At 58.7% G+C, this 15084-nt stretch carries 11 protein-coding genes and 2 pseudogenes; 11 read left to right on the top strand and 2 right to left on the bottom strand.

The features are described from left to right. Positions 1-142 precede the first annotated feature (142 nt). From FJ423_RS32060 to FJ423_RS32025, 8 genes and pseudogenes are all read left to right on the top strand, one after another. Positions 143-1354, top strand: coding sequence for a CoA transferase (locus FJ423_RS32060; protein WP_198327542.1), 1212 nt, complete (start codon positions 143-145; stop codon positions 1352-1354). Beyond that, positions 1351-3036: an acyl-CoA dehydrogenase family protein gene (locus tag FJ423_RS32055; protein ID WP_084016102.1), complete on the top strand. Its 1686-nt coding sequence runs from the start codon at positions 1351-1353 to the stop codon at positions 3034-3036. Before FJ423_RS32060 ends, FJ423_RS32055 begins: the two co-directional genes overlap by 4 nt. Before the next feature lie 705 nt (positions 3037-3741). Then, the gene (locus FJ423_RS32050; protein WP_064994943.1) at positions 3742-4923 is read left to right on the top strand and encodes a M24 family metallopeptidase; all 1182 of its coding nucleotides are present in this window, start codon (positions 3742-3744) and stop codon (positions 4921-4923) included. Positions 4924-5319: 396 nt separating this feature from the next. Further along, positions 5320-6597, top strand: a complete 1278-nt coding sequence (locus FJ423_RS32045; protein WP_084016100.1) for an FAD-dependent oxidoreductase — start codon at positions 5320-5322, stop codon at positions 6595-6597. Between the two features lie 423 nt (positions 6598-7020). After that, positions 7021-7761 carry a hypothetical protein gene (locus FJ423_RS33810; RefSeq protein WP_318013090.1) on the top strand — a complete coding sequence of 247 codons (741 nt, stop codon included), beginning with the start codon at positions 7021-7023 and terminating at the stop codon, positions 7759-7761. A 147-nt stretch (positions 7762-7908) separates the two neighbouring features. Further along, a complete protein-coding gene (locus FJ423_RS32035; protein ID WP_064994928.1) occupies positions 7909-8904 on the top strand; it encodes a succinylglutamate desuccinylase/aspartoacylase family protein in 996 nt (331 codons plus the stop codon). Between the two features lie 731 nt (positions 8905-9635). Beyond that, positions 9636-10015: pseudogene (locus FJ423_RS32030) on the top strand (IS3 family transposase); the annotation flags it as partial. A gap of 42 nt (positions 10016-10057) precedes the next feature. Next, positions 10058-10740 (top strand): annotated as a pseudogene (locus tag FJ423_RS32025) (transposase); the annotation flags it as partial. On the opposite strand, the gene FJ423_RS32020 reads toward FJ423_RS32025, so the two are convergent. Then, positions 10676-12193, bottom strand: coding sequence for a recombinase family protein (locus tag FJ423_RS32020; RefSeq protein ID WP_246680370.1), 1518 nt, complete (start codon positions 12191-12193; stop codon positions 10676-10678). The pseudogene FJ423_RS32025 and the gene FJ423_RS32020 overlap by 65 nt on opposite strands. Beyond that, the gene (locus FJ423_RS32015; RefSeq protein ID WP_064994942.1) at positions 12156-12353 is read right to left on the bottom strand and encodes a hypothetical protein; all 198 of its coding nucleotides are present in this window, start codon (positions 12351-12353) and stop codon (positions 12156-12158) included. The genes FJ423_RS32020 and FJ423_RS32015 overlap by 38 nt, the downstream gene beginning before the upstream one ends. 834 nt (positions 12354-13187) lie before the next feature. On the opposite strand from FJ423_RS32015, the gene FJ423_RS32010 reads away from it, so the two are divergent. From FJ423_RS32010 to FJ423_RS32000, 3 genes are all read left to right on the top strand, one after another. Beyond that, the gene (locus FJ423_RS32010) at positions 13188-14072 is read left to right on the top strand and encodes a 3-keto-5-aminohexanoate cleavage protein (protein WP_064994923.1); all 885 of its coding nucleotides are present in this window, start codon (positions 13188-13190) and stop codon (positions 14070-14072) included. Positions 14073-14116: 44 nt separating this feature from the next. Beyond that, entirely contained in the window at positions 14117-14827 is a 711-nt protein-coding gene (locus FJ423_RS33805; protein WP_181170840.1) for a hypothetical protein, read from the top strand. 84 nt (positions 14828-14911) lie between these two features. Then, positions 14912-15084 (top strand): 3-hydroxyacyl-CoA dehydrogenase NAD-binding domain-containing protein (locus FJ423_RS32000; RefSeq protein WP_246676731.1); only part of this gene is annotated, 173 nt, incomplete at its 3' end.

Here is a 15084-nt window from a genome sequence, read left to right as displayed (position 1 = left end):
TGCTAAGAAGAAGTCTCGACATTTTGGAGCGCGTATTCACGCAATGAATAAAATGAGCCGTATTCCTTGATGGGCGGGGCTATTTCCCCCATGAGGTGAGCTGAACTTGACGGGTTAAGCGATGTATGGACTTCTTCATGGTGTGCGGGTGATCGAGGGGGCATCCTTCATTGCCGCTCCCTTCTGCGCGCTCTCGCTTGCCCAGCTGGGCGCTGAGGTCATTCGCTTCGATGCAATCGGCGGCGGTCCTGATTTTCATCGTTGGCCACGCTCTCCCGGCGGCGGCAGCTTCTATTGGGAAAGTCTCAACAAGTCCAAGAAGTCCATTGCCATCAATCTCGCGGACCCTCGCGGACGTGAGCTTGCTGCGGCTCTGGTGACTGCCCCAGGCGAAGGCGGCGGCATCTTCGTCACCAACTATCCTGTGGCCGGATTCCTGTCGCATGATCGGATGGCAGCGCGCCGGCCGGACGTGATTACGGCGCGTATCATGGGCCATGCCGACGGCGGCAATGCTGTCGACTACACCGTCAATTGCGCTATGGGCGTCCCGATGATGACCGGCCCCGCCGAGAAGCCCAACGATCCTGTCAATCACGTTCTGCCGGCCTGGGACCTTTTGGCCGGGTCGACTGCGGCGACCAGCGTCCTTGCCGCGCTTATCAGCCGTCGTGCCACCGGACTGGGTCAGGAGATCCGCGTCCCGCTAAGCGACATCGCCGCCGCCACGCTCGGCACGCTAGGCCAGGTGGCCGAGGTGGTTGTAAACGGACGGGACCGCCCGAAGATAGGCAATGACCTCTTCGGAGCCTTCGGCCGCGATTTTCTCACAGCAGACGGCCAGCGGCTGATGATCGTGGCGATTACCAGCCGCCAATGGAGTGGGCTGGTGCAGGCCCTCGGCATTGAGGCCGGGGTCGCTACGCTCGAGGCTGAGCTGGGTGTCTCGTTCGCACAGGACGAGGGGCTGCGCTATGAGCACCGTGGTCGCCTAGGCGCGTTGGTCGAATATGCCGTTTCAACGAGCCCGGCCGCTCACCTAACAGCGCGCCTTGATGAAGCCGGCGCATGCTGGGGGCCGTATCGCACATTGTCGGAAGCGGTCGCCAAGGAGAAACCCTTCCAGCCGGAAGGCGAACTCTTCACAGACGTGGACCATGTCAGCGGACACACCTATCCAACGCCAGGCTATCCCGCGACCTTCCGGGGACTTCAGCGCCAGACGCCGGTACGGGCCCCGAAGCTCGGAGAACACACGGAAGAAGTGCTGGCCGGCGTTCTCGCCCTACCCAGCCACGAGATTGCCGCCTTGCATGATAGCGGCGTCGTCCAGAGTCCAGGAGCACATGCGTGACGGCCAATCCTCTCGAGTTCGCTTCAGGCGCCACCCTTGTCGCGTTGGCGAACAGTGCCGTGACCGCAGCTGAACGCTACGTCGCTGCCGTCCGCGAAAAGGTTCAAACCTTGGTTGCTCCCCAAGGAAAGGTGGATTCGCGCTTGCTTGACCGGTCTCAGCGCGTGGCCCACGGCTTCGCCTGGCTGGCAACGTCGGTGGCTACGCTCAATGCGGTTGCGGCCTGGGGCGCGCGCCATCTGCGCGAAGGGACTTTGCGGCGTGGCGACGAACTCGTGATCGCTATCGGGTTCGGCGAGTATCTTGGCCAGCTCGTAGGCGGGCTCCCGATGAGTCAAAATGAGATTCTCCGCCCGGCGGAACTTAGCGCTACCGCCGAGGCCCTCGCGCTCCTGCGCGAGCCCTCGGTCGCGTCCTTCATGGCTCATGGCAATTCTCCCGCGCACCGCGAGGAACTTGTCTCGCTGGCCGCCCAAGGAGACGCGGTGAGTGAAAAGCTGGGCGATGACGACCTCGACTTGATCCGGCTCGAGATTCGGCGCTTCGCCGACGAGCGCATCTTGCCGAATGCCCATGGTTGGCACCTGAGAGACGAGCTGGTTCCGGACGAGATCGTCACAGAGATGGCGCAGCTGGGCGTGTTCGGCATCTGCATCGATCCCGCGTTCGGCGGACTGGGCCTTGGCAAGCTCGCAATGTGTGTCGTGACCGAAGAGCTGAGCCGGGCCTGGATTGCGACCGGCTCGCTCGGCACGCGCTCGGAGATCGCTGGCGAGCTTATAGCAGCCGCCGGCACGCTCGAGCAAAAGCAGCGCTGGCTTTCCCGCATCGCCTCTGGAGAAATCTTGCCGACCGCGGTTTTCACCGAGCCGGACACCGGGTCTGATCTTGCGAGCCTGAAGACCCGGGCGGTCAAGACACCCGAAGGCGGCTGGCTCATCCAAGGCAACAAGACATGGATCACGCACGCTTCGCGTAGCGATTTGATGACGGTGCTGGCCCGCACCAATCCCGCCTCGACCAGTCATGATGGACTTTCCATGCTGGTTGTCGAAAAGCCACGCGGCACCCGGGACGAGCCTTTTCCGTCTTTCGGCATGAGTGGTGGCGAAATCGAAGTCCTCGGTTATCGGGGGATGCGCGAATATGACATCGCTTTTGACGGCTTCGCCGTCCCGCCCGGCGGACTGCTCGGTGGGGCCGAGGGTCAGGGCTTTCGCCAATTGATGCGAACGTTCGAGGGCGCGCGCATCCAGACTGCAGCCCGCGCGGTCGGCGTTGCGCGTCGCGCGTTTGAGCTGGGTTTGGGCTATGCGCTGGAGCGCAGGCAGTTCGGCCGATCGATCGTCGCCTTCCCACGGGTCCACGACAAACTTGCCATGATGCTCACCGAAACCGTGATGGCCCGCGAGATGACCTATTTAGCCGCCCGCCAAAAGGACTTGGGCACGCGCTGCGACATCGAGGCCGGTATGGCAAAGCTGCTCGCCGCACGCGTTGCTTGGTCGAACGCCGACACCGCGCTCCAAATCCACGGCGGTAATGGCTACGCCCTTGAGTATGAGATCTCGCGTGTCCTTTGCGACGCCCGCATCCTGAACATCTTTGAAGGCGCTGCCGAAATCCAAGCCCACGTCATCGCCCGGGGCATGCTGCAACAGCAGCCGGGGCAGCAAAACTAGATCGGGGCGTTGCCAAGTCGCCCCAGCATTTCGAAATTATCTGTCAAAAAACGCATCAAGAACCTGCCCATTCGTCCCTAAGGCGGCTTGTGATCCTAGTCGTCGACAACATGTTGGCTATGCCGAACCCGGTGAGATCGCCGAGGCAGCGATCGCCGCCTATGCGCAGGAAGAAGCGACCGCCGCTCTCCAGCGCCCGAGCATCTATTCGCGATGCGCCAAGGACGGTCAATGGGAGCATAAGCCACTCCGATCGCACGAACCGTCGCAGCGTTGCGCACGGCTGTCGAGGCTTGGCGTCAGAATGGCCTGAAGGCGCTGTGGTGCCGCTATGGTGCGATGCATTCAGAGCGCCCGAGTAGCGCGACAATCCGGGAGAAGGCACTCTCACTTTGATTGCCGAGCTGCAAGCCCGTTGGTCTCGGCAATAGGTTCAGCTTTCGCTGATCGCAAATGATGATCTCAAAATGCGATGGGATACCCCGTTGATTTATATTGGCCATGCCGCTGTGTGCCTTGATATCATCCCTCAGTTCCTAATTGCGTCTAACTGGATCATTTAGGCGTCGCGGGTGGGCTAAAATTGTCTGTCGTAATGAAACTCTTGAAACGGAACACTTTGAGTTATCAAGGGATGAGGGCGTCGTAGCAAGGCCTAGACAGACTACGGCGTATCAGTTGCTCATCGCACAACGGGAGTACCAAATGACTACAGCTGAATTGCGATTTGAGGTCTCAGAATATCAAGAGCGCCTCGCCAAAACCCAAAAGGCAATGGAGCGAGCAGGGGTCGACTTGCTCATCGTCACCGATCCTGCAAACATCGGTTGGCTGACGGGTTATGATGGCTGGTCGTTCTACGTGCACCAATGCGCGATTGTTCGACTTGATGGGCCGCCGATCTGGTTCGGTCGCAAGATGGATGCGAACGGTGCAAGAAAGACGACCTATCTCGGCGAAGAGTGCATCAAGTTCTATGAAGACTACTACGTTCAATCTGACGACTTCCATCCAATGACCGTGCTTGGGCAGTTGATCACCAGTAGCGGATGGGGCTCGTCGACGATCGGCATTGAAATGGACGTGCCGTACTTCACCCATGCGGCTTTTGACGCCCTTGAGACGAGCCTTCCGAACGCAAAGTTCAAAAACACCACGCGGCTGGTGAAATGGCAGCGGATTGTGAAGTCTGCCCGCGAGATGGAATACATGCGCGGTGCCGGCAAAATCATCACTGCGATATACGAGCGCATCGAAGAAGTTCTTCGTCCGGGGCTAAGACAGAACGATCTCGTCGCTGAAATTTGCGATGCCGGTATCCGCGGTGTCGATGGATTTTGGGGTGACTATCCCGCCGCCTTTCCGCTCATTGGCGCTGGGGCGAATGCAGCGGCTCCTCATCTGACCTGGACTGATCGTCCTATAAAGCCACACGAGAGCATCTTTTTCGAATTGGCTGGCGTTTACAAGCGTTATCATGTCCCGCTGTCTCGAACGTTTTATCTGGGAAAGCCGCCCCGGAAGATTCTCGATGCCGAGAAGGCGATCCTTGAAGGAATGGGAGCTGGGTTTGAGCAGCTTCTTCCCGGCAAGACCTGCGAAGATGTGGCGTTAGCATTCTTCAAAGAACTTGCGCGACACGGCCTAAAGAAGGAAGGGCGAACCGGCTACTCAATCGGAATGGCCTACCCCCCTGGCTGGGGCGAGGCGTCGGCAAGCTTCCGTAAGGGCGATCACACGGAACTTAAGCCAGGAATGTGCTTTCATTTCATGTCTGGCCTCTGGTACGGCGACTGGGGTATCGAGATTACTGAAAGCCTCATGATAACCGACGGAAAGCCGGAAGTTCTGTCGAACAGCCCCCGCAAATTAATCATAATCGAATAATTCAGCTATGCATCGGCGACGTCGCCCCCGGTCAAAAGTTGGCTGTTCAACGGAGGGGTAGCATGCAGTCGGCTTGCAAAAGCGGGGCGGCGTCGCATCAGTGGCGTTCGGTAGAACTAAAGTGGGGAGCGCCCGCGCGGCTGGTAGCGGTGTCTGTGCCGGCACGACTCTTGGGAAAAACTGTACCAGCGGCCATACCTGGATTGCCACGTGCTCGCGTAGCGATTTTCGATAGTCATTCCGGCATTTCGGTGAGCCGATCTTGACATAGAGACCACCCCATCGATCCGGTCATTGCCTGTGTTCGTGCTCATACTGCTCGCCACCCTGGCCTCAATCCGCCCAAGCGGCTCAAACAGCTTCCAGCCGAAATGGATGCTTCTATAGGACCTCTCAATGAGCGACGTAGCTGACATTGTAGTCGTTGGAGCAGGAATGGTCGGGGCGGCGACCGCGCTCCAACTCCAGAGGCTTGGCCGTAAGGTCATTTTGGTTGATCGGCGGGAACCTGGATCGGAAACTTCTTATGGCAATGCAGGCGTTATTTCTGGCTTGAATATTCAAATAACAATCCCCAGGGAACCTCTGCAACTAGCGCAGCTTCTTCTGAACCGAGTACCGTATTTCCGTCAGAATCTATTTGCCCTTCCAAGCAATCTACCCTGGCTGTGGGCATTTTGGCGGGCGTCATCGGACTCGAATTTGTGGCGTATTGCCTTACAGTCTCAACCACTCTTCTCGACCGCGATTGCTGAGCACTTGTGCCTCGCGAGTCTATCACGTGCGTCTCACTTGCTGCACGATGTGGGATACCTTTCAATCATTCGGGACAAAACAAAGCTCAGTACAATCTCACGCGATAAGCGTTTAGCGCTTGCTTGTGATTATCCGTTCAGAATTATCTCGACGGAGGAGATAGCCGAACTGGAACCCTTTGTGAAACCAGGTGCGGCAGGAGGCCTGTATTGGCCCGGCACATATCATACGCCGGCTCCCGACCAACTTGCCAAAGCCTATGCGGAAGCGCTTGTGCGTTTCGGCGGTGAGTTCCGGCAGATGTCCGTCACCAATCTCGGGCGGCACAAAAGCGGTGCCTGGGATGTAGAGTCATTGAATGACACAATTCAGTCACGCAATGTCGTCATATCGGCAGGTCCATGGTCAAAGGGACTCCTGGAGCCACTCGGCTATAACTTGCCACTCGGCTCCAAACGAGGATATCATCTTCATTTTCGACCAAAAGACGGCGCGCACTTGACTCGTCCGGTAAAGGACGATGAGTATGGCTTTGTGCTTTCACCTATGAACCAAGGCATCAGACTGTGTGTTGGTGTGGAGCTGGATCACTTTGACGCGCCGGCAAGGGATATGCTTGTGCAAGGAGCCATTGGTCCTGCAAGAGAGCTATTCCCGATCGGTGAATCCTTAGACTCTACGCCCTGGCTTGGACGTCGGCCCACTTTTCCTGATCAATTACCGATGATCGGTGCAGCTCCTAACCACAAGGGCCTATGGTTTAATTTTGGCCACGGTCACTACGGTCTCACCCTTGGGCCAACTTCTGGAAAGCTGCTCGCTGAAATGATGGACAACAGAGTGCTCTCCATGGATCCAGTTCCTTTCGCGCCTCTTCGCTCGTTCCGACCGAGCGCCGCTCTGAAGTCAACGGGATAAGAATGTGGCCCCGTCGCGTCGTCGGCAGAACCGGCGGCACGTCGATGCGTCCGCGGAAAGCCGAAACGCGCGGCGCTTGGCGGATTTGCCTCGCTTGGCCCCTTCCACCCACGGAGGCGCCTCCAGTCGAACTCGCCGCGCCCGGTGCATCAGGCTTGCCTCGGTCAGCACGTCCGGTTGCTCTGTTAAGTGGCTAGCGAATCCGCAAAGCCATGATCTGGGCCAACGGAGAGTGGCAAGCTGGTAGCCGACAGAAATTCTTTGATCAAGCCGAAAGGATCAATATCAGAGGTAGCGATTGGAGAACGACTGAAGAGCCGCGGGGTACCCGCGAAGCGAGAAGAAGAAGTTTAACGGAACGGCCACAATGCCGCTCAAAGTACAACAGAACGTAAGGAACTTCGCCAGCTTGGAAGCGAACCCTTGAGTTCATTCTTTGGTGCTTCAACCATGATGTTTCAAAACCGACGTGCACTTGGAATTCTTGAGCTTGATGAAGGCGTGCAAGCCGAGAGTTCTTCGCTAGATCCGCGGCCCGGCGGCTTACTGAGCCCAACGACCTTTGATCACCCAATCGTGACGGAGCTCGTGGAGGGAGCATGGCCGGATATGGTCATTCGTGGTTACCCGTCGCTCGAAGGCGCGTGCGTGGCAGCCGCCACACGCTTGGTCGAACGAGGGGCAGCCGTGATTTCCTCTGACTGTGGTTTTTTCATCCGACATCAAGAGGCGGTCGCCGCTGCCGTCAATGTTCCCGTTGTGATGTCTAGCCTGCTCTTGGTTCCAACCTTGCTGCGACAGCTGGCGCATCCTCACAAGCTTGCCGTGGTGACCGCTGATTCAAGACATTTCGGGGAAGACCTGCTTAGGCTCGATAATCCGAGAGATCGGGCGAGGGTGGTCATCGGCGGCGTCGAAGGCGGCGAATTTCTCCGCAACGCTTTGATGCGTCCTGCAATCCGAACCGAAGTCGATCAGATTGAGAAGGAAGTTACCGCCTGCGTCACGCATCTTCGTGCTGAGCATCCTGAAATCGCAATGCTGCTGATGGAATGCACGGGGTTCCCTTATGTCACGAACGCACTCCGCCGCCATACGGGGCTACCCACCTATGACATTACGAACCTATGCCGGCTATCGCTTGCGGCCGTTTGCTCAGACTAACCTGTCTTCGCAAAGCGTTGCCTGGACGATTCGGGCGAAAGAGTAAGTCCATCGTGCGGTTAGATCCCTACAATATAAAAACTGTATTTGACGCAGCGAGAGTGAACCCCTAGCGTTCGCTATTTGGGTGCATAAGGTCGGCTGACAATGAGCGAAACACCATACCTGACGTTTGATCTCGACGCGCCTGGCATGTCCACGGGACATCTTGTTGTCCCCAAAGGCAACGACTGCGAAGCTATTTCGCTTCCGGTCTTCTGCCTCAATAAAGGGGAGGGACCGCGCCTCCTTGTCACTGGCGGAAATCACGGCAACGAATTGCAAGGGCCAATCCTGGCACGACGGCTTGTTGACTGGCTGCCCAAAGCGCAAACCTGTGGAAGCGTCATCATCGTACCGATGCTTAATCTGCCGGCGGTGCAGGCATGGAGCCAAAACTCGCCAATCGATGGCTTGAATCTTAATCGAGTGTTTCCCGGCCGCGCCGTCGGATCGATAACTGAACGCATTGCCGATGCGGTTTCGCGCCTGTTGTTGCCAATGGCCGACACGGTATTCGATTTGCACAGTTTCGGGCCGACATGGGATTTTCCACCAGCAGTCGTCACGCATCCCATTGGTGATGTGGATCTCATGGCCAAGACGCTTCAATTGGCAGAGGCATTCAAATTACCCGTGACATTGCTCTGGGAACACCCCGACACAAATGGAATGTTCGACACTTGGGCGCATAGCAAAGGCAAGGTATTCATTTGTACTGAATTCGGCGGCGGCACGGTCAGCTCCGAAGCGCTGGGGATCTATGAAAGCGGGCTACGCAACGCCCTAATCGCGCTCGGACTCGTAGAGGGAAAGGCCGAGTGTCCGACTTTCCGTCAACGGAAAGCCAGCAGGACACTTGAAACGCTCTTGTCTGACGAGCTGAAATCGCCGGCCCGCGGCATCTTCGAACCTCGCTGCTCCGTGCTGGATGAAGTGAAGCAAGGAGATCTCTTAGGGGTCGTTTATCCCGTGGAGTCACTGTCGGCTGATGCGATCGATATTCGCGCTCCCACTACGTCTGTCGTCTGCGCTGTAAAGTCTGGAATCCATGTCGACGTCAATCAAATGATAGCGATCCTTGCGAGGCCGCTCAAACCCTGAGCCTCAGTGCTGCACATCGATGAAAAATCAGCCGAGAATACTTGCGAGGGAGCCTTGGAACCGGGCAACCTATAGGAGGGCTCGTTGGAGATGAGACCTCGTCCGGCAACCTCACGAGAATTTTAACCACTGCCGGCTGTAAGGTCGGAGGGGCCAGCCGACGTGCATCTACAGATCGATCGCTGATAACAGGCTCTGGACTACGCTGGATAGGCCGTTTTGCGAACGCTAAGGGCTCAAAAGATAAAGGGTTGGATCTATTGATGACGAAGAGCGCCATGGCGCCGCCAAGACGCAACTTGCCGGGCTCGGCGTCGATTCACGCTTCCGCAGTGCCTATAATGCCGCCGGAATCATTCCTGCCAAGCATATTGCAAAGGCCACCATGGGTCATCAAACGACGCGATATCGAAGATTCGCCTCTGATCGAGTGCGTCGGGCACTTAAGGCGCCCGTCATTACAAGTTCGAAGCAAAAGACCATTGACTATCAATACCGATGGTGGCGTCACGGGCCGAAACGGTCGCCTTCAGAAAGGCGATCCGGGCGAGGGAATTAGGAATCAGCGGTTGAGGGAGCTTGTTCCTACACCCAAATTGCATACCGGAAAGACCTCCGTGACGAAAGCAAAAATCTACATAAATCAATTAGAAACGAGGAAATCAGCCAGCCAATCGCGGCCGATAAGTCTTGCTCGGCCGGCGCCAGACGATCCGGCGGGCCTGCCGGTTCTGAAGTTCGACACGTCGACCTATCACTACAAGTCCCGCCGCCGCGATCAGACCGGCATCGAGGCTCGGCTCAAGGACATTTGCGCGACACGCGTTCGCTATGGCTACCGACGTGTCCACGTGAGCTCATGCGGGAAGGGTGGGACATCAACATGAAGCCGACCTACCGCATTTACAAGGATCTGGGCTTGCAGCTCAGGAACAAAACACCGAAGCGCGAAGCTCCGGGACGGCCGCCAAGAGGGGCCCGAACGAGGTCTGGCGATGGACTTCGTCCACGATCAGCTCGCTACGGGCAAGAAGATCCGCGTGCTGACGGTCGTCGATACGTTCTCCGCTACGTGCCTGTGCTCGATCCCCGGTTCAGCTGTCGGGCCGAGACGTGGTCAGCGCTTTAGCAGGCTGTTGAAGAAGTGCTGGCGCGGCGGCTTTTGTCGTCGGATCACTTCTCGGTGGACGGGACGCTGATCGAGGCCTGGGCTTCGATCAAGAGCTTCCGCCGCAAGGACGGGGACGACAACGGCCCGGATGGAGCGGGGCGCAACGCTGAGCGCGGCTTTCATAAGGAGAAGCGCTCCAACGACACACACCAGAGCACGAGCGACCCGCAGGCGCGGCTCTACAAGAAGGGCGACGGGCAGCCGGCGAGGCTCTGTTATATGGGGCATGCGCTGATGGAGAACCGTCATGGGCTTGCGGTCGATGGTGGCATTACCCAGGCCAGGGGCACAGGCGAGCGTGATGCCGCTCTCGCCATGTTGTATCGCAGACCGTTGCGGCGGCGCATCACACTGGGCGCCGACAAGGCGCCTATGACGTGCGCCAGTTCATCAAGGGCCTGCGCGAGCGCAAGGTCACGCCGCATATCGCCGTCGGCCATCTGAGCAAAACCGGCAAGCCTCAAGTGACGGCGATCGATGACCGCACGAAGCGCCATCCGGGCTATGATGCCAGCCAGCGCTGCCGCAAGCGGATCGAGGAGGTGTTCGGCTGGATCAAAGCCTCGGCCGGCATGGGATGCGCCCGTGTGGGCGCGGCCTTCACCTTGAACTTGGCGGCCTACAATTTGGTCCGCTTGCCCAAGCTGCTGGCGGCTCCGATATGAGTGTCACCGGCCGCTGGCTGATCGTCGCGATGCCGACTATATCGGGCCGTCGCGGCATCATGCGCGGTGATCTTGCTCTCGATCTCACCGACACGGATGAGTGCCTGGTTCCAACGCGCTTCCAGTTCCGCCGCGACCAGCCGGTTCTCGGGATCGGCCGCGTCATATTGCCGGAAGGCCCGGTCGGCGGCGTAGCGGGCAGCTCAAGATCCCGACTGAGGGCGTCCCGGACCTGGTCACGACGATCGGCAGCTTGCGCCTCAGCTCCGGCAGCGGCAGCAATCGCTCCCGGCTCCACGACACGCAGGAGCGCTTCCTCAATCGCATCATCGACGCGCAGTCCCCCAAAGGCGATGCATTGCGGCTCACCATTGTCGAGCAGACCCCGCCAGCAGGAATAGCGCGGAATGTTGTGCTTGGTGCCCGTGTACCGCAGCGTGGGCTTGCGGCCGCAGCGCCGGCAGCGGACAAGCGCGGCAAGCAGAGCGTCGCCATGCTTGGGCGCCCCGTTGTCGCTCACCATCTTGCGGATCGCCTCTGCCCTTTCCCAACTGACATAGCCTTCATGGCTGTGTGGGATCAGCGCCAGCCATTCCTCGCGCGTCCTGCGTCGGATACCTGCTCGAACGGCGGATCGGCCAAATCCCGGCGCGACACGAGTTTTACCATAGGCGTAGGCGCCGCCGTAGATCGGGTTGTCGATCATGCGGTGGATGGTCGCATAGTTCGGCCTGCGCCAGACCACATCGCCGTTGTTGCGTTTGGCGGGCAAATCCAACCCATGCTCGAGGAACCACATCAAGGCCTGACGGGCGCTGCCGAGCTCAGCAACCTTGTCGAACACCAGGGTAATGGATTCCTGCACACGCCGATCAGGATCCTTCTCAAGACGATCGCCGACCTTCGCGAAGCCGACAGGAGCTGCCACGACGAGTTCACCGCGCCGGGCCTTCTCGTAGCGTGCGGAAAGGGAACGCTGGCGCAGAAGATCGAGCTCATACTCGTTGAGGCTCCCCTTCAGCCCCAATAGCAGCCGATCGTTGCCTTGCCGCGGCGCATAAACCGTCTCCTGGTCGACCAGCACGGTGTCGACGACGCGGCACATCTCGATGAGCTGCTGCCAGTCGCGGCTGTTACGGGCAAACCGAGACACTTCTCGCGCCGCAACCGCACCGACCTTGCCGAGGCAGGCCTCGGCGACCATCCGGTCGAAGCCGGCACGCGCGACGCCGCCGGCGGCAGAACGGCCGAGATCGTCGTCGATCGTCTCTACGCGAGACCAGCCAAGCGCCGTCAGGCGATCGCGCATCGCATACTGAAGCATGCTGCTCTCACGATTGTGCAGGACCTGATGGGCTGACGACTGCCGCACATACAGGATCGCTTTACGCTCCAGATGCTGCGGCCCAATCTTCTCATGCATCATGATCCGCGCACTCCCGTTGTACGGCACCCTCGCCGTCGACGTGCCCGAGGATCAGGCTGACCGTCAGCTTCGTCACTGATCGGCGCGTCGCGGCCGGCAGCGCCTGCCATTGCGGCGTCTGCCCCGTGTTGGCGTCGTTCGGCTTCAAGAACAGATCGAACTGGTATGTCGTGGGCTGGCGCGGCATGGACATCTCCCCGATTCGCGTGAGAGCCCAATGCTGCGCCCATCTCCGGCGATTGCGATGGGGCTCCGGTGTCGAGGAGCAGCTTCGCCAGGGTGCCCAGCGCGGCAAGGTCGACGTGCGGAGCAGTCGTGATGCGCCAACTCTTACTGAGGATCCGATCGAACATCCAAGCCGGGACCTCCAACCACCGATCCGAGGCTTGGCCGAAAACGCTACAGCAGAAGACTGCTGCGTCATTCCGATCGATCACTTCGTGAATATGGACTTGGCTACCCACCCAAGGATGCCATCGTAGAGAAGCTCGCGCTCCGGGCCGGTCCCGTGGGTGTTGCGTCGCTGAGTTGTTCAACGAGGTGCGCCCCCATGGCGCAATCGGGCACAAGGTTCCGATCTCGTTGCTCAATCCCGATGGCGCCGTCAGCCCGCCATCGTGAAACAGCCGGAAAACTCCACCTTCCGGCGGTCCAAAGAATGGTATCGGATCAAATCAGCCCGGAAGTTCCAGCCTGGGCGATCCAAAGACGGGGAGCAGCTCAACAAGGAGAAGAGTCCAGCTATGAACGAGGGCTCATCGGGGGCAACCTGACGTCGCCTGATTTCGTTCAAACGCGACGCGCTTTAGATCTCCGACCAGCGTCCGCGCACAGTCATCTCGCATCCAGATGATCGGCGGCGACAATCAATATTTGACCAATACGTGACGCACGTGAAGAATACGCCAGATTTAATGATCGGCCGCCATGCCTATCCTTCCCTTGTGTGACCACTCGGTAGCACCATCGAGTGTGTTGGCGCCAGACTAAACAATTAAGAGATACCGAAATAGGATTTCTGATGTCCCGGAAAGTCATTGTCACCTGTGCGGTCACCGGAGGGGGGGGCGCGGTTCTTGCGAAGCATCCAAATATCCCCAAAACGCCATCGCAAATCGCGGAAGCTGCACTGGAAGCTGCAAAGGCTGGGGCTGCGATTGTGCACATTCACGTCCGTGAGCCTGACACGGGAGCCCCATCAAACCGAATTGAGCTCTATGAACAGGTTGTTAAGAAGCTTAGGGACGCGGCGACGGACGTCATCATCAACTTAACCTGTGGAATGGATGGTGAACTTGAACTTGATTCTTTGAATCCTTTAAAAATAAGGAAAACTAGCACACTTAAGGACGCAATTGGACGCTGCTCCCATGCCGTCAAACTTCAGCCAGAGCTTAGCACCCTAGATTGCGGAACGATGGCTTTTGGTGAGCGGATTTTTGTTGCGCGTATGTCCGATCTGCGACAGATGGCGGCACTCATGCGCGAGGCTGGTGTCAAGCCCGAGCTCGAATGCTTCGATTTAGGCCACATCGAAGTCGCTAAGAAACTCATCTCCGAAAACATAATTGGCAGCCCGCCCCTTTTCCAATTTTGCCTCGGCACAGGTTATGGCGCTCCCGCTGTGCCGAGCGCTGTGCAGGCGATGCGTGAGATTCTCCCTTTTGGGGCAGTCTGGGGCGGATTTGGCTGCGGGGCAGATGAAATGCCGATGGTTGGACAGTTGGTGCCAATGGGTGGGCACGTTCGGGTGGGTTTGGAAGATAACATCTATCTCCGACGAGGGCTGCTGGCATCCAATGCCGAGCTCGTAGACAATGCGGTTGGGATCATTGAGCGCATGGGCGCCAGCGTCGCCACGCCTGCCGAAGCACGGTCAATTCTCGGCGTCAAAAAGCGCGGATGACCGCACTGGGGTATCCCATGCAGCGAACGATGATGGAGGCCAGAATGACGTCGCAAATCGAGAGCTGCCTTGGAATTCTGGGTTTGGAACCTGCCTTGCCACCCGGCGTGACGCCGCCGGCGCCGCCGTCCGGCTCGCTGTTTAGTTCAGCTACTTTCGACTTTCCCGTCATATCAGAAACCGTCGAAGGAGCTTGGGCGGATGTTGTCATGCTGGGCGAACCTGCGCTCCAGCCGGCTTTTGTGACAGCAGCTCGGAGGCTCGTAGAGCGGGGCGCGGTCGTAATCACCTCGGACTGCGGCTCTGCTGTCCGGCATCAGGCGGCGGTGGCTGCGGCTGTAAGCGTCCCGGTCGTAATGTCCAGTCTGCTCCTAGTGCCGACGCTGCTCCGCCAACTGCCCCCCAAAGCCAAACTCGCTGTCGTCACAGCTGATTCACGAGTGTTTCGAGATGATTTGCTTGGGCTCAGTGATCAGGCCGACCGGGATCGGATCGTCATCGGCGGCATTGAAGGCGGTAAGATTTTGGAAAACGCGTCCATGCGTCCACCGCAACCGACCGATATCGCCGACATTGAGAATGATGTGGCAGCTTGCGTCGCCCGGCTCCGCGGCGCACATCCGGAGATCGCTGCGTTACTGTTCACGTGCACTGGATTCCCGCCGATAACGCCGGCAATCCGCCGTATGACAGGGCTGCCTATCTACGACATCACAACCATATGCCGGATGACGCTTGAGGCCCTTGGCGCCTAATGTTGTCATCGCTTCAGGTTCTTCGGGTTTTCTCGCAGCCCACCTGAGAAGTCACTCTCCAGATCCATTGATATGAGGTAAACTATGCGCGTCGCATGCATTGGCACAGGAACCATAGGCGCGAGCTGGGTGGCATTGTTCATTACTGGCACGCATGAGGTGACCGCATGGGACCCGGCACCGGGTTGGCAGGATCGTCTATTGGCCGCCCTCGACCGCTACGAGCCGCAATTGCGAGAGCTTCAAATGCCAACTGT

The sequence above is a fragment of the Mesorhizobium sp. B2-8-9 genome (assembly GCF_006439475.1).
Classification (GTDB): Bacteria; Pseudomonadota; Alphaproteobacteria; order Rhizobiales; family Rhizobiaceae; genus Mesorhizobium.
The sequence above is the reverse complement of the archived record's forward strand: the minus strand, read 5'-3'. Positions and strand labels throughout refer to the sequence as shown.